Below are 23,064 nucleotides of genomic sequence, written 5' to 3' on the forward strand. Positions count from 1 at the left end.
GTCCGAGACGATGCTGACGCTGCACACCGCCGAACTCCTCGTCCCCGGCCCGGGTTCCGCACCGCTGCCCGGCGGTGCGGTCGTCGTCGACGGCGACCGGATCGCCCGCGTGGGGCCGTACGAGGAGCTCGCCGCGGCCTTTCCGCACGCGCGCACCCGCCGCTGGCCCGGGGTGCTCACCCCGGGGCTGCAGGTGCGCGGGGCGGACGAGCTGCTGGAGCGCACGTACTACCCGGACGACCCGTACGAGGTGCCCGAGCTCGGCGCCGAGCCCATCAGCGGTGAGGCCGCGCTGGAAGCGTTGAAGATGACCGAGGCGCGCTGGGGCAACAGTGCCCGGCGCGGCACGCAGAAGCTCCTCGCGCGCGGGGTGGTCGCGGTGTGCGGCCGCTTCGCGATCGCGTCGGTGCGCACGGCGGTGACCCGCTCGGGGCTGCTGATCCTGCCGCCGGCCGCCTACGAGGGGCGGCCCGCCCTGGATCCCCTCGCCGGCCGCGACACGGCCGGGGAGGCCTTCCACGGGCACCTGGAGCCGGGCGTCGTGGCCCGCTTCGCGGTCTTCGCGGTGGCGGACGAGGCCGAGCTGCTCGCGCAGGGCGCGACCACGTGCGTGGCCACGGTCATCGGCGGGCGACTGCTCCACCGCCGCCGCTGAGGCGTGCGTCCTCGGTGCGCCGGGTGTCCTCGCGGGCGAGGGCCGCGAGCAGGCAGGCCTGGAGGCGGCTGATCCCGCCGAGCTTGGCTCTTATGTTCACCACGTGGAACTTGACCGTGCTGACGGACAGTTGCAGCTCGACCGCGAGTTCCTTGTTGGAGGCACCGGTGGCCAGGCACAGGAACACGGCCGACTCCTGCTCGGTCAACAGGGTCTCGGTGGACGGCGCGTCGGCGGGCAGGACCTCGTCCGGCGTCTGCGGCCCGGCCGGTTCCCCGTACGACTCGTAGGAGGGGAACCATGTGGGGACGCTGAAGCTGACGACGCGCACATGATCTCCTAGCCCCGGCCGACCCGCCCTGTGATCGGCTCTCTCCCCCTATAGGACGGACGGACCGGACAGGTAGGTTCCATTCGAGTCGTACGGCCAGGCGTTGGACTTGCAGCCGAGGAGTCCCTTGATCTGCTGCATCATCGCCGGAGCGGGCTGGCCAGGGCCCGGGCACGACTCGTGCCCGCGGCCGAGCTCGTGCCCGACCTCGTGGTTGACGATCAGCGCCCGGTACTCCTCGGGCGAGCCGTTGAACTGCGGCGAACCCTCCTGCCAGCGCTTGAGGTTGACCACGACGGTGTGACCCAAGCTGCAGTTCGTCTCGCCTATGAGCTCGGGCGTTTCCACGTTGCACAGGCTGTCGGTGGTCTTGGGCGTCGCGATCTTGACGGTGAAGTCGACGGGCTGGCCCGCCGCGACGAGCTGGAAGCCGTACCGCGGGTCCTTGGTCCAGCCGCGCGGGTCCCCGAGGATCGCCTCGACCGAGCGGGCGGCCGCCTCCGGGTCGACCCCGCTGCCCTCCTCGACCTCGATCCGCCAGCGCCGCGCGGGCCCCTTGCCCTGCGCCTTGCCGGCGGCGGCGGAGGCCTTGAAGACACCCGGCCGGGCGGCCGGCGGGGAGGACTGCGGCGAGGGCGACTCCGCGGGCTTCACCGACGGCGACGCGGAGGGCTGGGGGGAGGGGGACTTCTGGCCGCCCTGCGGGACCGCGTTCCCGGAGCCGTCGTCGGACTCCGCGTCCGTCGGGTCGGGCGAGGCCGAGGTCCGGCCCGCGGCGGTCTTCGCGCCGTCGTCCTCGGGAAGCAGCGTGTACGCGGTCGCCGAGACCACGACCAGTGCCGCCGAGCCGAGGAGGATCGTGCGCCGCAGCCGCTTGCGCCGCTCGGCCCGGCGCTTGGCGCGCGGGCCGCTGCGGCTGGAGCGACCGGTGGAATGGCCTGCCGGCATCGTGAAGCTTTCTGTTCGCGGCGGCCACTGCCGGGCCGGCCACGATTCGGGTGCCGGTCCGGTGGGTGACCCTCACCGGGCCGCACTCTGTCAGTCAACGGGTCCGCGGGGTCGCGGCGTAACTGTCCTTCGGAACAGTTTCCGACATCCGTGCGGTGGGTGGACCCGCCGGGGGCCGCGCGGGCCGTCGCCCGGGGGTGGCGGAGCCCCGGCGGCCCGGAGGGGGCGCGGCCTGAGAGGATGGGGCCGTACCCGCCGATCCGCATCGCACACCGAGGGGCGAACGCCAGTGACAAGGGCCTCCCTGGACAAGCAGCCGCACGAAGTCGCCTCCATGTTCGACAGGGTCGCGGCGAACTACGACCTGACCAACGACGTGCTCTCCCTCGGCCAGGACAGGGTGTGGCGCAAGGAGGTCGCGAAGGCGGTCGGCGCGCGCCCCGGGCAGAAGGTCCTCGACCTGGCCGCCGGCACGGCGACCTCCTCGCTGCCCTTCGCCGCGACCGGCGCGTATGTGGTCCCCTGCGACTTCTCCCTGGGCATGCTCCAGGAGGGCAAGAAGCGGAACTCCTGGCTTCCGCTGACCGCCGGCGACGCGACGAAGCTGCCGTTCAAGGACGACGTCTTCGACACCGTGACGATCTCCTTCGGCCTGCGCAACGTCCAGGACACCGACGCCGCCCTGCGCGAGCTGTACCGGGTCACCAAGCCCGGCGGCCAGGTCGTGATCTGCGAGTTCTCGCAGCCCACGTGGGCGCCGTTCCGGACCGTCTACACCGAGTACCTGATGCGCGCGCTGCCGCCGGTGGCCCGCGCCGTGTCGTCCAACCCCGACGCGTACGTGTACCTCGCCGAGTCCATCCGCGAATGGCCCGACCAGCCCGCGCTCGCCGCGCTGCTGCAGAAGGCCGGCTGGTCCAAGGTCGCCTGGCGCAACCTCAGCGGCGGCATCGTCGCACTGCACCGGGGCACCAAGGCCTGAGGGTGGACACCGCACCCTTCGACTACGGTGCGCTGCTGGAGCGGATCGTGGCGGACATCGCCCCGCTGCTGGGCAGCGGCACCCCGGCCGAGTACATCCCGGCGCTCGCCTCCGTCGACCCGGGGCACTTCGGGATGGCCGTCGCCGACCTCGACGGGAACGTCTTCGGGGTGGGCGACTGGCAGGTCCCGTTCTCCGCGCAGTCCATCACCAAGGTCTTCGCGCTCGCCCTGGCCCTGGCCGAGGGCGGCGACAGCCTGTGGGAGCGGGTCGGCCGGGAGCCCTCCGGCAACCCGTTCAACTCGCTCGTACAGCTGGAGTACGAGAACGGCATTCCGCGCAACCCGTTCATCAACGCGGGCGCCCTCGTGGTCACCGACCGGCTCCAGACCCTCACCGGCGACGCGAGCAGCGAACTGCTGGAGTTCCTGCGGCAGGAGAGCCAGAACCCCGCCATAGGCTTCGACGCCGACGTCGCGGCCTCCGAACAGGAGCACGGCGACCGCAACGCGGCCGTCGCCCACTTCATGGCCTCGTACGGGAACATCGACAACCCGGTGCCCGCACTGCTGGAGCACTACTTCTGGCAGTGCTCCATCGAGATGAGCTGCGCCGACCTGGCCCGCGCCGGACGGTTCCTGGCCCGGCACGGGCTCCGGGCGGACGGCTCGCGGCTGCTGACGCGCAGCGAGGCCAAGCAGATCAACGCGGTGATGCTGACCTGCGGGACGTACGACGCGGCCGGCGAGTTCGCGTACCGCGTCGGCCTGCCGGGCAAGAGCGGCGTCGGCGGCGGCATCGTCGCGGTCGTCCCGGGCCAGTGCGTCCTGGCCGTCTGGAGCCCCGGCCTCGACGCCCGCGGCAACTCGGTCGCAGGCGTAGCCGCCCTGGACCGCTTCACCACCCTGACAGGCCTCTCCGTCTTCTGACACGGACCCGCGCGGCGCCGCTGCCGGGGGCACCTCCCAGCGGTAGCTGGGGGAGAAACGGTGAAAGGGCGGGGCGGGGAGACGGCTCCGCGCAGCGGCCCCGGTCAGCTCCGGCCGAGCGCCAGCTCGTAGCGGCGGGCCGGGTTGCCGGCCGGCGTGGTGAACTCCTCGGCCAGCTCCATTCCGATCCGCTCCGCCACCGCGACGGACCGCGCGTTGCGGGCGTCGATCATCGCCACCACGTACGGAACCCCGGCCGCCCGGACCCGGTCCAGCGTGGCCAGCGCAGCGGCATACGCGTAGCCCTGCCCCCACGCGGAGCGCCCCAGCCGCCACCCGATCTCGATCTCGCCGACCGGCCCCCACGACTTCTCCGCCGGCCACGGCTGCGCGCCGGTGAAGCCGATCACCGCGCCCTCCCCGTCCAGCAGGGTCCACAGGCAGTAGCCGAGCTGGGCGTCGTGCATGCGCTGGCGCGCGGACAACTCCTCGTACGCGGACAGTTCCGCGGGACCGCCCAGGAACTCCATGACGTCGGGGTCGGCGAAGGCCGCGTGCCAGGCATGCGCGTCCTCGTCCGTGGGCACGCGGAGCTGTACGGCGGGGAGCGGCCGGGTCGGCGAGGTGTTCATGGGAGGCACCCTTCGGATCGTGATCTCTCTCGCTGCATAGACTGCACATGTCCGGTGCCGTTGGGCACCCTTTATCGAGCCTTCGGGAGACCCCGCAGTGACCGAGCTCCTCTCCGAACACTCCGCGGACGTGATCGTCGTCGGGGCCGGGCCCGCCGGCTCGACCACCGCCTACTACCTCGCCAAGGCCGGATTGGACGTCCTGCTGCTGGAGAAGACGGCGTTCCCGCGCGAGAAGGTCTGCGGTGACGGCCTCACCCCGCGCGCCACCAAACAGCTGGTGGCGATGGGCATCGACATCTCCGAAGAGGCCGGCTGGCTGCGGAACAAGGGTCTGCGCATCATCGGCGGCGGCCAGCGGCTGCAGCTGGACTGGCCGGAACTCGCCTCCTACCCGGACTACGGACTCGTCCGCAAGCGCGACGACTTCGACGAGACCCTCGCCCGCCAGGCGCAGAAGGCCGGCGCCCGGCTGTACGAGCGCTGCAACGTCGGCGAGCCCGTACGCGACCCGCGCACCGGCCACATCACCGGCGTGCAGGCGAAGCTCGGCGACGAGAAGACCCCGGTCACCTTCCACGCCCCGCTCGTCGTCGCCGCCGACGGCAACTCCTCCCGGATCTCCCTGGCGATGGGCCTGCACCGGCGCGAGGACCGCCCGATGGGCGTCGCCGTCCGCACCTACTTCACCTCCCCGCGGCACGACGACGACTACCTGGAGTCCTGGCTGGAGCTGTGGGACCGGCGCGGCGCGCAGGACCGGCTGCTGCCCGGCTACGGCTGGATCTTCGGCATGGGCGACGGCACCTCCAACGTCGGCCTCGGCATCCTCAACTCCTCCTCCGCCTTCAAGGAGCTGGACTGGCGCGAGGTCCTCAAGGCCTGGTGCGCCTCGATGCCCGCGGACTGGGGCTACACCCCCGAGAACATGACGCAGCCGATCCGCGGCGCGGCCCTGCCCATGGCCTTCAACCGGCAGCCGCACTACACCAAGGGCCTGCTGCTGGTCGGTGACGCGGGCGGGCTCGTCAACCCGTTCAACGGCGAGGGCATCGCGTACGCCATGGAGTCGGGCCAGATCGCGGCCGACGTCATCGTGCAGGCGCACGCCCGGGCCACCCCGGCCCAGCGCGAGCTGGCGCTGCACAACTACCCGAAGGTGCTCAAGGAGACCTACGGCGGCTACTACACGCTGGGCCGCGCCTTCGTGAAGCTCATCGGCAACCCGAAGGTCATGAAGGTCGCCGCGCAGCGCGGCCTGACCCACCCGGTCCTGATGCGGTTCACGCTGAAGATGCTGGCCAACCTGACCGACCCGACGGGCGGCGACGCGATGGACCGCATCATCAACGGCCTGTCGAAGGTGGCCCCGAAGGCCTGAACCGGACGGCGGCGGCGCCCGCGCGGGCGCCGCTCGTTCAGTCCTCCGTGTCCGCGGTCGTGGCCTGGGCCGCGGCCGCGCCCGCGTTCACGTCCGGGTCGGTGCCGGTGCCGGTTTCGGTGTCCGGGCGGCCGTGGACCGTACGCACGCACCTCGCCAGCAGCACCAGCCCGCACACCAGCAGCACGCCCGAGGCGGTCCAGCCGAGCCCCAGCGTGAGCGGGTGCCCCGGCTTCTGCCAGGGGCGGGCGGTCGTCAGCAGCCAGCCCCCCACGGCGAGCAGGCCGAGCCCGAGCGCGGCCGGGACGGCGGTGGGGTCGCCGGCGCCGTGGGACTCGTACGGCTCCGGGTTCACGGGACCACCACCTCCGGTGACGGGTCGGCTCTGACGTTCAGGGCGCCGCCGCTATCTTCGCAGGGCCTCGGCCGGTTCCACACGGGCCGCCCGCCAGGCGGGATAGAGCCCGGCCAGCAGCCCGGTGACCAGGCCGACGAGCGGGGCCGCGGCGACGGTGACCGGGTGGATCACCGGGGTCCAGTCCCGGGCGAGGGAGACGGCGACCACGGTCAGCTCGCCCAGCGAGGTGCCGACCAGCCCGCCGAGGGCCCCCAGGGCCGCGGACTCGGTGAGGAACTGTGCCGACACGTGCCGGCCGCGGGCGCCGAGCGCACGGCGCAGTCCGATCTCGCCGGTCCGCTCCAGCACGGCGACGAGCGTGGTGTTGGCGATCCCGACGGCCCCGATGACCAGGCAGATCCCGGCGAGCAGCAGGAAGAGCGCGCTCAGGTCGGAGGTGACGCCGGAGCGCAGCGTGCGCGGGTCCGGCGGCGGGACGGCCTTGAGGTACTCGGGATGGTCGGGGCGCAGCGCCAGCGGGGCCAGGTCGGCGACCTGCCGGGCGGCCCCGAGCTCGGTGGCGATCAGCATGGTCGCGGAGCCGGGCGACGGGGGACCCCACAGCTGCTCCGCGGTGGTGCGCGGGACGAGGACCGACATCAGGTGCTCGGGCCGGCGCTCCAGGTCGGCGACGATGCCGGCCACGGTGAAGGGCTCCTGGCCGATGTAGAGGGCGGGCCGGGTGGCCAGGGTGGTGATGCCGAGGCGGGCGGCGAGCCCGCTGCCGATGACGACGACGCGCTCGTGGCCGCGCTCGGCGAACTCGTCGTAGAGCCGTCCCTGCTGGAGGGTCGGCACGAGCGCGGCGACGGCCCCGGGGGAGGCGGCGACGACGGCCACGCCGGTGGTGGCCGCGCCGGCGCCGGACGGCAGGGGGCCGACGGAGGTCCGCGAGTCCAGCCGCACCGTCCACATCACCCCGGCGTGCTCGATGCCCGCGACCGCGCGCAGCCGGCGGTCGGCGTCGGCGGGGAAGCCGGGGCCGGCGAACTCGTCCTGTTGGCCGGCGACGTCCTCGATGCTCACCTCGGTCGCGGTCAGGACGTTGAACCGGCCGTCGATCTGCGAGGAGATGGTGGCGGTGAGGCCGAGGACGGCCACGAAGCTGCCGACGCCGAGAACGGTGCCGAGGGCGGTGAGCGCGGCCCGGCCGGGGCGGCGCAGCATGCCGGCGACGGCCTCGGACAGGGCGTCGCGCACGGACAGCCGGGTCGGTTCGACGGTGCTCACAGGTGCAGCCGCCCGTCGCGGATGGTGACGGTCCGGCGGCCGCGCCGGGCCACCTCGAGGTCGTGCGTGATGACGAGGACGGTCATTCCGGAGGCGTGCAGTTCGTCCAGCAGCCCGAGGACGGAGGCGGCGTTGGCGGAGTCGAGATTGCCGGTCGGCTCGTCGCACAGCAGCAGCGAGGGCCGTCCGACGAGGGCGCGGGCGATGGCCACGCGCTGCCGCTCACCGCCCGACAGCCGCCCGGGCACGGCCCCGGCCCGGTGCGCTAGACCGACCTGGTCCAGGGCCTCGCGGGCCCGTACGAGGCGCTGGGCGCGCGGAATTCCGGTGTAGAGCATGGCGAGGGTGATGTTCTCCAGGGCGGACCGGTGGGGCAGCAGGTGGAAGGACTGGAAGACGAAGCCGATGCGGCGGCCGCGCAGGGCGGTGCGCTCCCGGTCGGGGAGGGCGGCGGTGTCGATCCCGTCGAGGAGGTACCGGCCGGTGGTGGGGGAGTCGAGCAGCCCGGCGACGTTGAGAAAGGTGGACTTCCCGGAGCCGGAGGGCCCGACGACGGTGATGAACTCCCCCCGCCGCACGAGCAGCTCGCAGGGGCGGAGCGCCTCGACGGGCGGCGGCCCGGGGTAGACGAGCCCAACCCCCCGAAACTCGATCACAGGAACGCCCCCGCCACCGGTCCCCTGGCCCCCGTCCCCGGCCGCGGCTTCGGATGCCCCGGCTCCGGCCACGGCAGCGGGCGCCATGGCCCCGGTGTCGGACGCGAGCGTGCGGGCCCCAGCCGCGGAGCCGAGCGCCTCGGCTTCGGCCCTGATCCCGGCCCCGGCCCCGGCCCGGTCCTCGGCTCCGGCCTCGGACACGGGGGCCTCGGACCCGGGTGCGCCGCCTCCGGCCTCGGCAGTGGGCGCCCCGGCGCAGGTGTCGGACCCGGGTGTGCGGGCCCCGGTCGCGGTGCCGAGCGCCTCGGCCTCGGACACGGGTGCTCCGGCGCCGGCCTGCGCAGCGGGTGCCCCGGCTGCGGGCTGGGCCTCGGGGGCCTTGGGGGCAGGGGAGGGGGTGTGGGAGTGGCGGGGGAGGAGTCTCATTTGGTCGTCCCGCGGGTCTCGCGGGTTCCGCGGGGTGCGACCCCGATCACGACCCGGGTGCCGGCCGCGAGGGAGCCCGCCTGGGCCGGGGTGACGGCCACGAAGCCGTCGCCGCTGGTGCCGGTGCGCACCTCGATGCGCCGCTGGGTGCCCTCGGCGGACACGGCGGTGACGACCGTACGCCCGTCCGCGCCGGCCGACACGGCGGTGACGGGGACCACGAGCGCCTCGCCGTCGGTGGAGGCGGACTCGATGGTCAGCCGGACGTCCTGGCCGGCGAATCCGGCGGGCAGCGGCTGGTCGGCGCGGACCACCATCCGGTAGCCCAGGTCGGCGCCGCCGCTGCCGCCGCCCGTGCCGTCCCCGCCGCCGCCCTTGGAGTTCTGGCCCTGGGCCTGCTGCTGGGGCGGCCCGGCGGGCTGCGCGGCGGACCGCTCGGCGGCGACCGCCGCCACCTTCCCGCGGATGTCGGTGCCGGAGACCTCGGAGGAGACCACCACCGTCATGCCGGGGCGCAGCAGCTGCTTCTTGTCGTCCTTGAGGTAGGCCTCGACGACGAGCTCCCCGGCGGAGAGCGTGAGGACCGGGCCCGAGACGGGGGAGCCCACGCGGGCGCCGACGGAGCTGACGCGGGCCGGGAAGGAGCCCAGGAACACGGTCTCGGCGGCGGGCAGCATCGGACCGTCGGCGGCCTCGGCGGCCGCCAGCGCGGCCTGTGCCTCCGTGAGGGCCTGCCGCGCCCGCACCAACTCCCGCCCGGAGCCGGAGCCGGAGCCGGAACCCGAGGTCCCCGCCGCCGCTCCGCCCTTGCCGGAGCCGGTGCCCGCGGGTGCGCCCGTCGGGCCCGCGCCCGGACCGTTGGCGGAGCCGACGCTCGCACCCGCGGAACCGGCGGAGCCACCCGGCCCGCTGGTGGAGCCGCCGGCCTGACCCGCGGAACCGGCGGAGCCCACCGCGTCCTCGACGGCCCACGTCGCCGTCCGCACCGCCTCGCGCGCCGACTTGAGCGCCGTGCCGCCGTCGGCGACCGCGGGCAGCGGCTCGTACCCGATGGCCCGGTAGCGGGCGGCGAGCGCGGCCTTCGTACCGGCCCCGAAGACGCCCTTCGGGTCGGAGCCGGTGCCGTGTCCGAGCTCGCGCAGCGCCTGCTGCACCTGCGCGACGTCGTCCCCGGTGGCCCCCGGCTTGAGGTCCCGGTACATCGGCTGGGTGCCGTGCAGGGTGAACACCGGCCGCCCGGAGACCTCGGCGAGCAGCTGCCCCGCCGTGACCGGGTCCCCGGCCTTCGGCGGCAGCTTGGTCACCACGGCCGCCCCCGACCCCGAGCCGTCACCGGAGCGCACCCCCTGCGGGGACACCTCGACGCTCTGGTCGGCGACGACGGAGCCGCGCATCACCAGCGTCTGCGCGAGCACCCGCCGTTCGACCTCCGCCGTCAGGGCCCCCTGCGCGGGCGGTCCGGTCTCCGCGGCCACCTGCGCGGGGGACTTCACCAGGGTGGTGGCCAGCAGCCCCCCGATCGCCATCAGCGCGGCCCCGCCGACGACGCCGAGCACCACGCGCCGCCCCCGCGCCAGCCCGCTCCGGTCGTCCTCCGGGACCTCGGTGTGCTGCACGACCTGCTCCAGTTCGCTCATCTCTCCGGCCGGCACTTCCGCAACGCGTCCAGGTGGTCGCGCTTGAGCGCGGTCCACTGCTCGGGAGTGCCCTTGGTCTGGTCGATCTCGCCGGTGACCGGGTCCGGATCCGGATACCAGGACACGCCCTCCGCCCGCAGGCACGCGGCCTCCTTCTGCGCGGCGGCGAGCACCTCCGGCTCGGCCGGCTGGGGCTTCGCCGCGGCCGGCAGCATCGACTCGCAGGCCTTGTGCGCCTCCTCGTTCCAGGGCTTCGACTTGTCCACGCGGGGCGCGCCGTAGTCGGTGTAGACGATGGCCACGCCCTGCTTCTTCAAACAGTCGTGGTAAGCGATTTCCTCGGCGGTGGGCGGCGGACTGTCGCTCGCCTTGGGTTCGTCGTTCCCGCCGCCGCATCCCGTCAGCGAAATGCATATGAGGACGAGCGGAGCGAAATAGCGTGCGTGCACGACGGGAGTTCCCTTGCGGCGGTAGAAGTGGGATCGGCGCGCCCGTGCGAGAAGTGCGAGGAGTGCGCGCCGGGCGATAGTAGGTAGCAGAAAGTGCGCGCACAAGTTCCTGGTCAGTAACCAGACATGACTGTCCATCAGGTGAGAAGGGCTTGGTTTTCCGGCGCCTTGACCTGTTGAATCCCGCCGGACGGAGAGTCGTGATCACGGTTGCGGCTCTGCGCCACCATTTCACCTGCAGAGGGGCAGATCATGAACAAGGCATTCCGCGCGCTGACCACGGGCGGCGTCGCCGCCGTATCGATGGGCGCGATTCTCCTGGGTGCGGCCGGACCGGCGGCGGCCATGGGCAAGGACGGAAATCTGGAAGTCCACGAGTTCGGTCTTTTCTACTACCAGAATCAGTCCGGTTGTGTCTTTGACCTGTACGGCGAGGACCTGAACTTCAACGACAACTACTTCAGGAGCGGGTGCACGGGTGCCGGGGCCCTCGTGAACGACAACACCGAGTCCTACAAGAACCGCGACGTATACGCCTGGAAGGTCGCCACCGACGCGAACATCGACGGCAATGTCGGTGAGATCCCGTCGAACTACTCCGGCAACGCCTCGGCCACCTTCAAGAACAAGATCAGCTCGGCCACCTACACCCTCCACCCCTGATCCGGACGAAGGAGTTCCACGCTATGCGCACCGCCCGGCGCCTCCGTTCAGCCGCCCCGGTCGTCCTGCTGGCCTCGGTGCTGGCCGGATGCTCCGGCGCCGGCGGTGCGGAGGACGGCGAACCGGAGCTCGGCCCCGTCGAGTCCAATCCGGCGACGGCCGCGCTGTCCTTCCCGATGGACGCGTACACGGACACCGACGCCGAGCGGATCCGCATGGGCCAGGTCCAGCAGATGCTGGTCTCCCGGTGCATGGCCCGGTACGGGTTCACGTACGAGGGGGTGAGGGCGGCCGCCCCGTCCGGCGGCGGGGCGGCCGAGGACCGGCACCGGTACCTCTTCGGCCTGGCCGATCCGGCGTACGCGGCGGCCCACGGGTACGACAAGTCCGCGGGGGAGGGAATGCCGGCCAAGCCCCCGGCCCCGCAGCTGAGCGACAGCGCCTACGTCGTGATGAACGGCGAACAGCCGGGCGCCCAGGGCGGCGCGGCGCCCGACGCGAACACCGAGGAGGAGGCCGCGCAGCTGGACAGCGGCCTCACCGCGGGCGGGCAGAAGGTGCCGGCGGGCGGGTGCGCCCGGGAGGGGTACCGGAAGCTCTACGCCCCGACCAAGGACAGCGTGGACCTGCTCTTCACGTTCGGCCTGGCCTCGGAGGCGCACGAGCGGTCCCGGCAGGACTCCCGGGTCGTCGGCATGCTGAAGAACTGGTCGGCATGCATGGACAAGTCGGGATACGGCGGAATCGCCACGCCGTACGAGGTCATCGAGAAGGTCGGGCTGGAGAACGACAAGGGCGGGGCGAAGGCCGTCACGGCGGCCAGGGCCGATGTCGCGTGCAAGCGCGAGGTGAACCTCGTCGGGATCTGGGCCGCGGTCGAGAAGGCCCACCAGGAGCGGCTCGTCGAGGAGCACGCCGAGACGCTGGCGCTCTACAAGAAGCAGCGCGACGCCCGCTTCAAGCTGGCGGCGAGCCTCGTCTGAGGCGCGCCGAAGGGCCGGTGCTCCACCCCCGAGCGGGGGAGCACCGGCCCTTCCGTGCGTTCGTGACGATCCGGAGGATCAGAGGACGCGGACGGCGCCCGTCGGCTTGTCGTAGCTCAGGTTGCGCTCGACGATGCCCGTGCTGGGGTTCTGCGCGCCGACGAACTTGCCGCCGCCGACGTAGATGGCGACGTGGTACGCGCTGCCCTTGGAGCCCCAGTACAGGATGTCGCCCGGCTGGAGGGCGTTCAGGGACACCGAGGTGCCGGCCGAGGACTGCGCCTGGGACATGCGCGGCAGGGAGATGCCGGCCTGGCGGTAGGCGGCCTGGACGAGGCCGGAGCAGTCGAACGAGGACGGGCCGGTGCCGCCCATGACGTACGCCTTGCCGACCTGCGCGCGGGCGAAGTTGACGATCGCGGCGGCGGAGCCGGTGGCCGGGGCGGTGACGGTACCGGTGCCCTGGGAGGCGGCGGAGCCGGAGCCGGAGCCGGAGGCCGAGGTGGTGTTGAGGGAAGTACGGGCGGAGGAGCGGGTGGCGCGCTCGGCCGCGGCCTTGCGGTCCGCCTCCTCCTTCGCCTTCTTCTCCTCGTCGGCCTTCTTCTGGGCCTCTTCCTTGGCCTGCTTCGCCTCGGCGGCGGCGCCGGTGCGGGCGCTCTCCTCCTGGGCGGTCAGTTCGCCCTCGACGGCGGCCAGGCGGGTGTGATCGGCCGCCTGGGTGACTGCGGAGGAGACCTCGGCGGCCAGATCCAGGTTGAGGACCGGCATTTCGAGCGTCGTCTCGGCCACGGGCTCGGACGGGGACGCGCTCGCGGTGCCGGCCATGGCCAGGGTGCTGAGGACGCCACCGGCAACTCCGGCGCGGACCGCGAGCTTCGAGGCGCTACGACGGGGCTTCCGGTGGCTGGGTATGTGAGCGGTGTGGGACATGAGGACAACCGCTATCAGGGCGCCCGGGGTCCCTTCAAGAAACGTGGGTTGCGCCACAGTTGCCCGCGAACGGCGCTAACCGGGCGCGTCCGGCTCCTTATTGACGCCGTAACGGGCGAAACGGACAGGCCTTCACAAGCCTGTGATCATGGGGTTTCTGCAATAAGTCCGAATTGATCCACGACCTACCATCCCTCCGTACAGATGGCCAAGCCCTCTTTCGGAAGCGCAGATTCATAGTGGCGCAGGTCACAGGAGCGTCACGCGATGCGGACGCTGTGGTCCGTCCGTGACCTTCCTGTGAAGAGGTCGAGAGGTGGCCGAGAGGTTCGTGAACGGATGCACGCGCTCGGCGCGCTCCCCGGCCCCCCGTCTGCCCCGCGTCCACCTCCGTACGCACCGGCTCCCCCGACCGGGCGACGCCGATCCCCTTACCACCCCCGTGCCCGTGGTGCCAATTTGCCTGCACCGGCCACCATTTGATAGTGCTGCGCGCCCTCTACCTGCGGTAACGGGGCCGGATGTCACCTTTGGTGATCATGTGGATGCTTCACGTATGAAGATCACCACTCATTGGGCTTCATGATCGTTCGTCAGGTGGTGGAGATCACAAACTCGGTGTTGTAACCCGTGTCGCAGATCACAGACGGGCAGGCATAAGATGCGCACCAGTCCGGCTTGTGAACTGCCTCACATGCGAGCGCTCGATCACGGCGCGATCTTCGCGAGGCGGTGCACGCGGTGCCGGCGGCGGTCCAACGGTCAAGGACGACTGGAAGGAGCGAGGAGCGTGAATGCGTACGCACCCATCCTCGTGCTCGGCGCCCTCGGCGCAGGGTTTGCGATCTTCTCCGTGGTCATGGCCACGCTGATCGGCCCAAAACGGTACAACCGGGCGAAGCTCGAAGCCTACGAGTGCGGCATCGAGCCGACGCCGATGCCGGCCGGCGGCGGCCGCTTCCCCATCAAGTACTACCTGACGGCGATGCTCTTCATCGTCTTCGACATCGAGGTTGTCTTCCTCTACCCCTGGGCCGTCACCTTCGACTCCCTGGGGATCTTCGGGCTCGTCGAGATGCTGCTCTTCGTGCTCACCGTCTTCGTCGCCTACGCCTACGTGTGGCGCCGCGGCGGCCTGGAATGGGACTGAGGGGCTGAATTTTCCATGGGACTGGAAGAGAAGCTGCCGAGCGGCTTCCTGCTGACCACCGTCGAACAGGCCGCGGGCTGGGTGCGCAAGTCGTCCGTCTTCCCGGCGACCTTCGGCCTGGCCTGCTGCGCCATCGAGATGATGACCACCGGAGCGGGCCGGTACGACCTGGCCCGCTTCGGCATGGAGGTCTTCCGCGGCTCCCCGCGCCAGGCCGACCTGATGATCGTGGCCGGCCGGGTCAGCCAGAAGATGGCGCCGGTGCTGCGACAGGTGTACGACCAGATGCCCGCTCCCAAGTGGGTGATCTCCATGGGGGTCTGCGCCTCTTCGGGCGGCATGTTCAACAACTACGCGATCGTCCAGGGCGTCGACCACATCGTCCCGGTGGACATCTACCTGCCCGGCTGCCCGCCCCGCCCCGAGATGCTGATGGACGCGATCCTCAAGCTCCACCAGAAGATCCAGGGCGGAAAGCTCGGCGTGAACCGGGAGCAGGCGGCACGTGAGGCGGAGGAGGCGGCCCTCAAGGCCCTCCCCACCATCGAGATGAAGGGGCTGCTCCGGTGAGCGAGACCCAAGAGCCGGAGAACGGCACCACGGGCGAGAACGGCAGCAACGTCCCTGCGCCGCGCGACCAGGGCCCCGAGATCATCGGTGTCCGCAAGGGCATGTTCGGCGCCAGGAACGGCGGCGACACCAGCGGCTACGGCGGCCTGGTGCGCACCGTCGCCCTGCCCGGCGCGACCGGCCGCCCGTACGGCTCCTACTTCGACGAGGTGGCCGACGAGCTCGAAGGCGCCCTGGAGGAGCAGGACCTGGTCCCCGAGAACGCCATCGAGAAGACGGTCGTCGACCGGGGCGAGCTCACCTTCCACATCGCCCGCGAGCACCTCGTCCGGGTCGCGCGCACCCTGCGCGACGACCCCGCGCTGCGCTTCGAGCTCTGCACCGGCGTCTCCGGGGTGCACTTCCCCGAAGACAAGGGCCGCGAGCTGCACGCCGTCTACCACCTGCGCTCGCTCACCCACGGCCGGATCGTGCGGCTGGAGGTGTCCGTCCCGGACAGCGATCCGCACGTCCCCTCGCTCGTCTCCGTCTACCCGACCAACGACTGGCACGAGCGCGAGACGTACGACTTCTTCGGCCTGGTCTTCGACGGGCACCCGGCCCTCACCCGGATCATGATGCCGGACGACTGGCAGGGCTTCCCGCAGCGCAAGGACTACCCGCTCGGCGGCATCCCCATCGAGTACAAGGGCGCCCAGATCCCGGCTCCCGACCAGCGGAGGTCGTACAGCTGATGTCCACGTCAAACCACGCCTCCGCCGACCACGCATCCGCGCGCGAGACGACCGAAGGCACCGTCTACACCGTCACCGGCGGCGACTGGGACGAGATCGTCCAGTCCGCGGCCAGGGCCGACGACGAGCGGATCGTCGTCAACATGGGCCCCCAGCACCCCTCCACCCACGGGGTGCTCCGCCTGATCCTGGAGATCGACGGCGAGACGGTCACCGAGGCCCGCTGCGGCATCGGCTACCTGCACACCGGCATCGAGAAGAACCTCGAATACCGGAACTGGACGCAGGGCACCACCTTCGTGACGCGCATGGACTACCTGACGCCGTTCTTCAACGAGACGGCGTACTGCCTCGGCGTCGAGAAGCTGCTCGGCATCACCGACCAGATCCCGGACCGCGCCACCGTCATCCGCGTCCTGCTGATGGAGCTCAACCGGCTCTCCTCCCACCTGGTGTGCATCGCCACCGGCGGCATGGAGCTGGGCGCGACCACGATCATGATCTACGGCTTCCGCGACCGCGAGCTGATCCTCGACATCTTCGAGCTGATCACCGGCCTGCGCATGAACCACGCGTTCGTCCGCCCCGGCGGCCTCGCCCAGGACCTGCCCCCGGGCGCCGTCGACCAGCTGCGCGAGTTCGTCAAGACCATGAAGAAGAACCTGCCGGAGTACGACAAGCTCGCCACCGGCAACCCCATCTTCAAGGCCCGCATGCAGGACGTCGGCTACCTCGACCTCACCGGCTGCATGGCGCTCGGCGCCACCGGCCCGATCCTGCGCTCCGCCGGCCTGCCGCACGACCTGCGCAAGTCCGAGCCGTACTGCGGATACGAGAACTACGAGTTCGACGTGCCGACCACCGAGAGCTGCGACTCCTACGGCCGGTTCCTGATCCGCCTGGAGGAGATGCGCCAGTCGCTGCGGATCGTCGAGCAGTGCCTGGAGCGCCTGGCGCCGGGCCCGGTGATGGTCGCCGACAAGAAGATCGCGTGGCCGGCGCAGCTGGCGATGGGCCCCGACGGCCTCGGCAACTCCCTCGACCACATCAGGAACATCATGGGCACCTCCATGGAGGCCCTCATCCACCACTTCAAGCTGGTGACCGAGGGCTTCCGGGTACCGGCCGGACAGGCCTACGCGGCCGTCGAATCGCCCAAGGGCGAGCTCGGCGTGCACGTCGTCTCCGACGGCGGCACCCGCCCCTACCGGGTCCACTTCCGCGACCCGTCCTTCACCAACCTGCAGGCCATGGCCGCGATGTGCGAGGGCGGCCAGGTCGCCGACGTCATCGTCGCCGTCGCCTCCATCGACCCCGTGATGGGAGGCGTCGACCGATGACCGCCAGTCCTCAGAACCAAGGGGTCTCGCTGGGCATGCCCCAGCTGCCCGCCCCCGACTTTCCGGCGGAGGTACGCGAGCGCCTCGAAGCGGACGCGAAGGAGGTCATCGCCCGCTACCCGGACAGCCGCTCCGCGCTGCTGCCGCTGCTCCACCTGTGCCAGGCGCAGGAGGGCCACGTCTCGCGCACCGGGGTCCGCTTCTGCGCCGAGGTGCTGGGCCTGACCACCGCCGAGGTCACGGCCGTCGCGACCTTCTACACGATGTACCGGCGCAAGCCCTCCGGCGACTACCAGGTCGGCGTGTGCACGAACACCTTGTGCGCCGTGATGGGCGGCGACGCCATCTTCGAGGAACTCAAGGAGCACCTCGGGGTCGGCAACAACGAGACCACCCCCGACGGCAAGGTCACCCTCGAACACATCGAGTGCAACGCGGCCTGCGACTTCGCCCCCGTGGTGATGGTCAACTGGGAGTTCTTCGACAACCAGACCCCCGCATCCGCCAAGGCCCTCGTGGACGACCTGCTGGCCGGCCGCGAGGTCTCGCCGACCCGGGGCGCGCCGCTGTGCACGTACAAGGAGACCGCCCGGATCCTGGCCGGGTTCCCGGACGAGCGAGAGGGCGCCGTCGAGGCGACCGGCGGCGCCGGTCCCGCCTCCCTGATCGGGCTGCGCATCGCCCGCGGCGAGTCCCCGCACGCCTCGATCGTGCACCCGCGCACCGAGGTGCGCGGCGAGACCCGTGGCGACACCACCACCGAGGGAGGGGAGGGATGACCGTGTCCTCCGAACTGAGCAATGGGGGCAGCACCTCCCGGCCGGAGGCCGGCGGAGGCACGAGCCCTGAGAAGCTCCTCGCACCCGTGCTCTCGGCCTTCTGGGACGAGCCGCAGTCGTGGACGCTGGAGACCTACCGCCGCCACGAGGGCTACGAGGGCCTGCGCAAGGCCCTCGCGATGACCCCGGACGACCTCATCGCCTACGTCAAGGACTCGGGCCTGCGCGGACGTGGCGGCGCGGGCTTCCCCACCGGAATGAAGTGGCAGTTCATCCCGCAGGGCGACGGAAAGCCGCACTACCTCGTCGTGAACGCGGACGAGTCGGAGCCGGGAACCTGCAAGGACATCCCCCTCCTCTTCGCCAACCCGCACTCCCTCATCGAGGGAATGATCATCGCGTGCTACGCGATCCGCTCGCAGCACGCCTTCATCTACCTGCGCGGCGAGGTGGTGCCGGTCCTGCGGCGCCTGCACGAGGCGGTGCGCGAGGCGTACGAGGCCGGTTACCTCGGGAAGGCTGCAGATAGGGAGAAGAGCGGCCTGGGGAGCGGGCTCGACCTCGACATCACGGTGCACGCGGGAGCGGGCGCGTACATCTGCGGCGAGGAGACGGCGCTGCTCGACTCCCTCGAAGGCCGGCGCGGTCAGCCCCGGCTGCGTCCCCCCTTCCCTGCCGTCGAGGGGCTCTACGCCTGCCCCACTGTCGTGAACAACGTCGAGTCCATCGCCTCGGTTCCCGCGATCCTGAACAAGGGCAAGGACTGGTTCAAGTCGATGGGGACCGAGAAGTCCCCCGGCTTCACGCTGTACTCGCTCTCCGGGCACGTCGCCGGCCCCGGCCAGTACGAGGCCCCGCTCGGGATCACCCTGCGCCAGCTGCTCGACATGAGCGGCGGCATGCGGCCCGGGCACCGGCTGAAGTTCTGGACCCCGGGCGGCTCCTCCACCCCGATGTTCACCGACGAGCACCTCGACGTCCCGCTCGACTACGAGGGCGTCGGCGCGGCCGGCTCGATGCTCGGCACCAAGGCGCTCCAGTGCTTCGACGAGACGACCTGCGTGGTGCGGGCCGTGACCCGGTGGACGGAGTTCTACGCCCACGAGTCCTGCGGCAAGTGCACGCCGTGCCGCGAAGGCACGTACTGGCTGGTCCAGCTGCTGCGCGACATCGAGGCCGGCAAGGGCGTCATGTCCGACCTCGACAAGCTGAACGACATCGCCGACAACATCAACGGCAAGTCCTTCTGCGCGCTCGGTGACGGCGCGGCCAGCCCGATCTTCTCCTCGCTCAAGTACTTCCGCGAGGAGTACGAGCAGCACATCACGGGCAAGGGCTGCCCCTTCGACCCCAGGAAGTCGACCCTCTGGGCCGACACGGAGGTGAACGCATGACCGTCACCACTACGGCCGCCTCCGGAGGAGACGCGGCCGTTCCGCCCGAGGATCTGGTGTCGCTGACCATCGACGGGGCCGAACTGTCCGTGCCCAAGGGCACCCTCGTCATCCGGGCCGCCGAACAGCTCGGCATCGAGATCCCCCGGTTCTGCGACCACCCCCTCCTCTCCCCGGCCGGCGCCTGCCGCCAGTGCATCGTCGAGGTCGAGGGCCAGCGCAAGCCGATGGCCTCCTGCACCATCACCTGCACCGACGGCATGGTCGTCAAGACCCAGCTGACCTCCGAGGTCGCCGACAAGGCCCAGCGCGGGGTGATGGAGCTGCTGCTCATCAACCACCCGCTGGACTGCCCGGTCTGCGACAAGGGCGGCGAGTGCCCGCTGCAGAACCAGGCGATGTCGCACGGCAACGCCGAATCGCGGTTCGAGGGCAGGAAGCGGACCTACGAGAAGCCCGTCCCGATCTCCACGCAGGTGCTGCTGGACCGCGAGCGGTGCGTGCTGTGCGCCCGCTGCACCCGCTTCTCCAACGAGATCGCCGGCGACCCGATGATCGAGCTGCTGGAGCGCGGCGCGCTGCAGCAGGTCGGCACCGGCGAGGGCGACCCCTTCGAGTCGTACTTCTCCGGCAACACCATCCAGATCTGCCCGGTCGGCGCCCTCACCTCGGCCGCGTACCGGTTCCGCTCCCGCCCGTTCGACCTCGTCTCCTCCCCGAGCGTGTGCGAGCACTGCGCGGGCGGCTGCGCGACCCGTACCGACCACCGCCGCGGCAAGGTGCTGCGCCGCCTCGCCTCGGAGGACCCCGAGGTCAACGAGGAGTGGATCTGCGACAAGGGCCGCTTCGGGTTCCGCTACGCGCAGCGCCCGGACCGGCTCACCACCCCGCTGGTGCGCAGCGCCGCCGGGGTGCTGGAGCCGGCGAGCTGGCCCGAGGCCCTGGAGGCCGCGGCCAACGGGCTCGCGGCCGCGCGCGGCCGGGCCGGGGTGCTCACCGGCGGCCGGCTCACGGTCGAGGACGCCTACGCGTACGCCAAGTTCGCCCGGGTGGTGCTCGACACCAACGACATCGACTTCCGGGCCCGCGTGCACAGTGCGGAGGAGGCCGAGTTCCTGGCCGCCACCGTCGCCGGCACCGGCAAGGACCTCGACGGGAAGGGCGTCACGTACGCCTCGCTGGAGGCGGCGCCCGCGGTGCTGCTCGTCGGCATCGAGGCGGAGGAGGAGGCCCCCGGCGTCTTCCTGCGGCTGCGCAAGGCCCACCGCAAGCGCAAGCAGCGGACCTTCGCCCTCGCCCCCTTCGCCACCCGCGGCCTGGAGAAGACGGGCGGCACCCTGCTGGCCGCCGCCCCCGGCACCGAGCCCGAGTGGCTGGACGCGCTGGCCTCCCGGACCGGCCTGGAGGCCGGCGGGGCCGTCGCCGCGGACGCGCTGCGCGAGCCCGGCGCCGTCATCGTGGTCGGGGAGCGGCTCGCCGGGGTGCCCGGCGCGCTGACCGCCGCCGTACGGGCCGCCGCGGCGACCGGGGCGCAGCTCGTGTGGATCCCGCGCCGGGCCGGAGAGCGGGCCGCCGTCGAGGCGGGAGCGCTGCCGTCCCTGCTGCCGGGCGGCCGTCCGGCCACCGACCCGCGGGCCCGCGACGAGGTCGCCACCGCCTGGGGCCTGGACGAACTCCCGCACCGCTACGGCCGCGACACCGGCCAGATCGTCGAGGCCGCGGCCTCCCGCGAGCTCTCGGCCCTGCTGGTCGCGGGCGTCGAGGTGACCGACCTGCCGGATCCGGTCCGCGCGCGGATCGCCCTCCAGGAGGCCTTCGTGGTCTCCCTGGAACTGCGGCCCGGCGAGGTCACCGCCCACGCGGACGTGGTCCTCCCGGTCGCCGCGGTGGCCGAGAAGGCGGGCGCGTTCATCAACTGGGAGGGCAGGGTCCGCCCGTTCGAGGCGGCGCTCAAGCCCGACCAGATGACCCGCCGGCTCGCCCCGGCCGACGCCCGCGTGCTCCACATGCTGGCCGACGCCGCCGACCGGCCGATCGCGCTGCCCGACGTGCACGCCGTACGCCGGGAGCTCGACGCGCTCGGTCCGTGGGCCGGGGAGCGCGCCGCCGAACAGTCCGCCGACACCGCGGCGCTGCCCCGCCCGGGCGCCGGTGAGGCGGTCCTCGCGGGCCACCGGCTCCTCCTCGACCTGGGCCGGCTCCAGGAGGGCGACGAGGCCCTGGCCGGCACCCGCCACGAGGCGAGCGCCCGGCTGTCGGCCGCCACGGCCGCCGAGACGGGCGTCAAGGACGGCGACGTCCTCGCGGTCACCGGACCGGCCGGCTCCGTGGAACTCCCGATCCGGATCACCGAGATGCCCGACCGCGTGGTCTGGCTCCCGCTGAACTCCACCGGCTCCGGCGTCCTCGCCGACGCCGGCGCCCGCCCGGGCAGCCTCGTACGCATCGGCCCGGCGACCCCGGCCGGCACCGGCGACACCACTGCGGAGGTGGACGCGTGAACGCGGTACACGGTGACTTCGTACAACTGGCCGCCGAGGACCTGTCCCTGTTCGGCCGCGACGTCTGGTGGCTCGTCGTCATCAAGGCGGTGTTCTGCTTCGCCTTCCTGATGGTGACCGTGCTCTTCTCCATCGTGTGGGAGCGCAAGGTCGTCGCCTGGATGCAGCTGCGCATCGGCCCCAACCGGCACGGGCCCTGGGGCATGCTCCAGTCGCTCGCCGACGGCGTGAAGCTGATGCTCAAGGAAGACCTGATCGTCAAGCGCGCCGACAAGGTGGTCTACGTCCTGGCCCCGATCATCGCGGCGATCCCGGCCTTCATGGCCATCGCGGTGATCCCCTTCGGGCCGGCGGACGACCAGATCTCCATCTTCGGCCAGCGCACCACGATGCAGCTGACCGACCTGCCCATCGCGATGCTCTACATCCTCGCGGTGGCCTCGGTCGGCATCTACGGCATCGTGCTGGCGGGCTGGTCCTCCGGCTCCACGTACCCGCTCCTCGGCGGACTGCGCTCCTGCGCGCAGATGATCTCCTACGAGATCGCGATGGGCGCGGCCTTCGCCTCGGTCTTCCTCTACTCCGGGTCGATGTCGACCTCGGCGATCGTCGAGGCGCAGGAGGACCGCTGGTTCATCGTCCTGCTGCCGGTGTCCTTCATCATCTACGTCATCACGATGGTCGGCGAGACGAACCGCGCCCCCTTCGACATGCCGGAGTCCGAGGGCGACCTGGTCGGCGGCTTCAACACCGAGTACTCGTCCATCAAGTTCGCGCTGTTCATGCTGGCCGAGTACGTCAACATGGTCACCGTCTCGGCGGTCTCGGTCACCCTCTTCCTGGGCGGCTGGCGGGCCCCGTACCCGATCAGCGCCTTCTGGGAGGGTGCGAACCACGGCTGGTGGCCGATGCTCTGGTTCGTCCTCAAGGTGCAGCTGCTGCTGTTCTTCTTCATCTGGCTGCGCGGCACGCTGCCGCGCGTGCGCTACGACCAGCTGATGAAGCTCGGCTGGAAGGTGCTCATCCCGGTCTCCGTGGTCTGGCTGATGCTGGTCGCGACCGTCCGGGCGCTGCGCAACGAGGCGTACGACTTCAGCGAGATCGTCCTCTACGTCGGCGGCGGAGTCGTGGCGATCCTGCTGCTCTCCTTCGTCGCGGACATCTTCCGCGACAAGCGCGAGAAGGCGCAGGCGGCCGGGGCCGTCGACGACGCCGTGCCCTTCGACCCGCTGGCGGGCGGATTCCCCGTACCGCCCAAGCCCGGCCAGCACCTGGCACCCGTACCGCGCAGGCGGCCCCGCAGCGAGCGGGAGCTGATTGTCAGTGGCGGGACGAATACCGACAGTGACCGAGAGGAGGCTTGAGAG

Annotated in this window: 23 protein-coding genes; 14 read left to right on the plus strand and 9 right to left on the minus strand. The window is 71.8% G+C overall.

Annotated elements, in window-relative coordinates; all coding sequences use genetic code 11:
• The first annotated feature begins 10 nt into the window (after positions 1-10).
• The gene (locus ACIPYQ_RS05730; RefSeq protein ID WP_401246525.1) at positions 11-655 is read left to right on the plus strand and encodes an imidazolonepropionase-like domain-containing protein; all 645 of its coding nucleotides are present in this window, start codon (positions 11-13) and stop codon (positions 653-655) included.
• On the opposite strand, the gene ACIPYQ_RS05735 is transcribed toward ACIPYQ_RS05730, so the two are convergent.
• Together ACIPYQ_RS05735 and ACIPYQ_RS05740 are read right to left on the minus strand one after the other, a co-directional pair.
• The gene (locus tag ACIPYQ_RS05735; protein WP_401246528.1) at positions 621-986 is read right to left on the minus strand and encodes a response regulator transcription factor; all 366 of its coding nucleotides are present in this window, start codon (positions 984-986) and stop codon (positions 621-623) included. The genes ACIPYQ_RS05730 and ACIPYQ_RS05735 overlap by 35 nt on opposite strands.
• Positions 987-1,034: 48 nt before the next feature.
• Positions 1,035-1,934, minus strand: coding sequence for a DUF3152 domain-containing protein (locus ACIPYQ_RS05740; RefSeq protein WP_401246531.1), 900 nt, complete (start codon positions 1,932-1,934; stop codon positions 1,035-1,037).
• Between the two features lie 289 nt (positions 1,935-2,223).
• Here ACIPYQ_RS05740 and ACIPYQ_RS05745 point away from each other — a divergent pair, with 289 nt between their 5' ends.
• Positions 2,224-2,916: a demethylmenaquinone methyltransferase gene (locus tag ACIPYQ_RS05745; RefSeq protein WP_361753754.1), complete on the plus strand. Its 693-nt coding sequence runs from the start codon at positions 2,224-2,226 to the stop codon at positions 2,914-2,916.
• 32 nt (positions 2,917-2,948) lie between these two features.
• Positions 2,949-3,845, plus strand: a complete 897-nt coding sequence (locus tag ACIPYQ_RS05750; RefSeq protein WP_401247660.1) for a glutaminase — start codon at positions 2,949-2,951, stop codon at positions 3,843-3,845.
• A 104-nt stretch (positions 3,846-3,949) separates the two neighbouring features.
• On the opposite strand, the gene ACIPYQ_RS05755 is transcribed toward ACIPYQ_RS05750, so the two are convergent.
• Positions 3,950-4,477: a GNAT family N-acetyltransferase gene (locus tag ACIPYQ_RS05755; RefSeq protein WP_401246535.1), complete on the minus strand. Its 528-nt coding sequence runs from the start codon at positions 4,475-4,477 to the stop codon at positions 3,950-3,952.
• 97 nt (positions 4,478-4,574) lie between these two features.
• Here ACIPYQ_RS05755 and ACIPYQ_RS05760 point away from each other — a divergent pair, with 97 nt between their 5' ends.
• A complete protein-coding gene (locus ACIPYQ_RS05760) occupies positions 4,575-5,858 on the plus strand; it encodes a geranylgeranyl reductase family protein (protein ID WP_361753750.1) in 1,284 nt (427 codons plus the stop codon).
• A 37-nt stretch (positions 5,859-5,895) separates the two neighbouring features.
• Here the strand turns inward: ACIPYQ_RS05760 and ACIPYQ_RS05765 are convergent, their stop codons facing one another.
• The 5 genes from ACIPYQ_RS05765 to ACIPYQ_RS05785 form a co-directional block, all read right to left on the minus strand.
• Positions 5,896-6,213, minus strand: a complete 318-nt coding sequence (locus tag ACIPYQ_RS05765) for a hypothetical protein (protein WP_401246539.1) — start codon at positions 6,211-6,213, stop codon at positions 5,896-5,898.
• A gap of 51 nt (positions 6,214-6,264) precedes the next feature.
• Positions 6,265-7,485, minus strand: coding sequence for an ABC transporter permease (locus tag ACIPYQ_RS05770; protein ID WP_401246542.1), 1,221 nt, complete (start codon positions 7,483-7,485; stop codon positions 6,265-6,267).
• Positions 7,482-8,228, minus strand: a complete 747-nt coding sequence (locus tag ACIPYQ_RS05775; protein WP_401247663.1) for an ABC transporter ATP-binding protein — start codon at positions 8,226-8,228, stop codon at positions 7,482-7,484. Before ACIPYQ_RS05775 ends, ACIPYQ_RS05770 begins: the two co-directional genes overlap by 4 nt.
• 335 nt (positions 8,229-8,563) lie before the next feature.
• Positions 8,564-10,204: a peptidoglycan-binding protein gene (locus ACIPYQ_RS05780; protein WP_401246545.1), complete on the minus strand. Its 1,641-nt coding sequence runs from the start codon at positions 10,202-10,204 to the stop codon at positions 8,564-8,566.
• Positions 10,201-10,653, minus strand: a complete 453-nt coding sequence (locus tag ACIPYQ_RS05785) for a hypothetical protein (protein ID WP_401246548.1) — start codon at positions 10,651-10,653, stop codon at positions 10,201-10,203. Before ACIPYQ_RS05785 ends, ACIPYQ_RS05780 begins: the two co-directional genes overlap by 4 nt.
• A gap of 252 nt (positions 10,654-10,905) precedes the next feature.
• On the opposite strand from ACIPYQ_RS05785, the gene ACIPYQ_RS05790 reads away from it, so the two are divergent.
• Together ACIPYQ_RS05790 and ACIPYQ_RS05795 are read left to right on the plus strand one after the other, a co-directional pair.
• Positions 10,906-11,316: a hypothetical protein gene (locus ACIPYQ_RS05790; RefSeq protein WP_401246551.1), complete on the plus strand. Its 411-nt coding sequence runs from the start codon at positions 10,906-10,908 to the stop codon at positions 11,314-11,316.
• Positions 11,317-11,339: 23 nt separating this feature from the next.
• A complete protein-coding gene (locus ACIPYQ_RS05795; protein WP_401246554.1) occupies positions 11,340-12,299 on the plus strand; it encodes a hypothetical protein in 960 nt (319 codons plus the stop codon).
• A gap of 78 nt (positions 12,300-12,377) precedes the next feature.
• Here ACIPYQ_RS05795 and ACIPYQ_RS05800 read toward each other — a convergent pair whose 3' ends face one another.
• Positions 12,378-13,229 (minus strand): NlpC/P60 family protein, encoded by an 852-nt coding sequence (locus tag ACIPYQ_RS05800; RefSeq protein ID WP_361753736.1) that lies wholly within the window; start codon positions 13,227-13,229, stop codon positions 12,378-12,380.
• A 790-nt stretch (positions 13,230-14,019) separates the two neighbouring features.
• Between ACIPYQ_RS05800 and ACIPYQ_RS05805 the strand changes: the two genes are divergently transcribed.
• From ACIPYQ_RS05805 to nuoH, 8 genes are read left to right on the plus strand one after another with little or no spacing between them, the layout of a single operon-like run.
• The gene (locus tag ACIPYQ_RS05805) at positions 14,020-14,379 is read left to right on the plus strand and encodes an NADH-quinone oxidoreductase subunit A (protein WP_030010013.1); all 360 of its coding nucleotides are present in this window, start codon (positions 14,020-14,022) and stop codon (positions 14,377-14,379) included.
• A gap of 15 nt (positions 14,380-14,394) precedes the next feature.
• Positions 14,395-14,949 (plus strand): NADH-quinone oxidoreductase subunit B family protein, encoded by a 555-nt coding sequence (locus ACIPYQ_RS05810; RefSeq protein ID WP_361753734.1) that lies wholly within the window; start codon positions 14,395-14,397, stop codon positions 14,947-14,949.
• Positions 14,946-15,683, plus strand: a complete 738-nt coding sequence (locus tag ACIPYQ_RS05815; protein WP_401246559.1) for an NADH-quinone oxidoreductase subunit C — start codon at positions 14,946-14,948, stop codon at positions 15,681-15,683. The genes ACIPYQ_RS05810 and ACIPYQ_RS05815 overlap by 4 nt, the downstream gene beginning before the upstream one ends.
• Entirely contained in the window at positions 15,683-17,023 is a 1,341-nt protein-coding gene (locus tag ACIPYQ_RS05820) for an NADH-quinone oxidoreductase subunit D (RefSeq protein ID WP_401246562.1), read from the plus strand. Before ACIPYQ_RS05815 ends, ACIPYQ_RS05820 begins: the two co-directional genes overlap by 1 nt.
• On the plus strand, positions 17,020-17,802 hold the full coding sequence (nuoE, locus tag ACIPYQ_RS05825) for an NADH-quinone oxidoreductase subunit NuoE (RefSeq protein ID WP_361753728.1): 783 nt from the start codon (positions 17,020-17,022) through the stop codon (positions 17,800-17,802). Before ACIPYQ_RS05820 ends, nuoE begins: the two co-directional genes overlap by 4 nt.
• Positions 17,799-19,196 carry an NADH-quinone oxidoreductase subunit NuoF gene (nuoF, locus tag ACIPYQ_RS05830; RefSeq protein ID WP_361753726.1) on the plus strand — a complete coding sequence of 466 codons (1,398 nt, stop codon included), beginning with the start codon at positions 17,799-17,801 and terminating at the stop codon, positions 19,194-19,196. Before nuoE ends, nuoF begins: the two co-directional genes overlap by 4 nt.
• Complete coding sequence (locus ACIPYQ_RS05835; protein WP_401246566.1) at positions 19,193-21,697, plus strand: NADH-quinone oxidoreductase subunit G; 2,505 nt, start codon at positions 19,193-19,195, stop codon at positions 21,695-21,697. Before nuoF ends, ACIPYQ_RS05835 begins: the two co-directional genes overlap by 4 nt.
• Complete coding sequence (gene nuoH, locus ACIPYQ_RS05840) at positions 21,694-23,061, plus strand: NADH-quinone oxidoreductase subunit NuoH (RefSeq protein ID WP_361753722.1); 1,368 nt, start codon at positions 21,694-21,696, stop codon at positions 23,059-23,061. The genes ACIPYQ_RS05835 and nuoH overlap by 4 nt, the downstream gene beginning before the upstream one ends.
• The last annotated feature ends 3 nt before the right edge of the window (positions 23,062-23,064 follow it).

Source organism: Streptomyces sp. NPDC090045 (assembly GCF_044747975.1).
Lineage (GTDB): Bacteria > Actinomycetota > Actinomycetes > Streptomycetales > Streptomycetaceae > Streptomyces.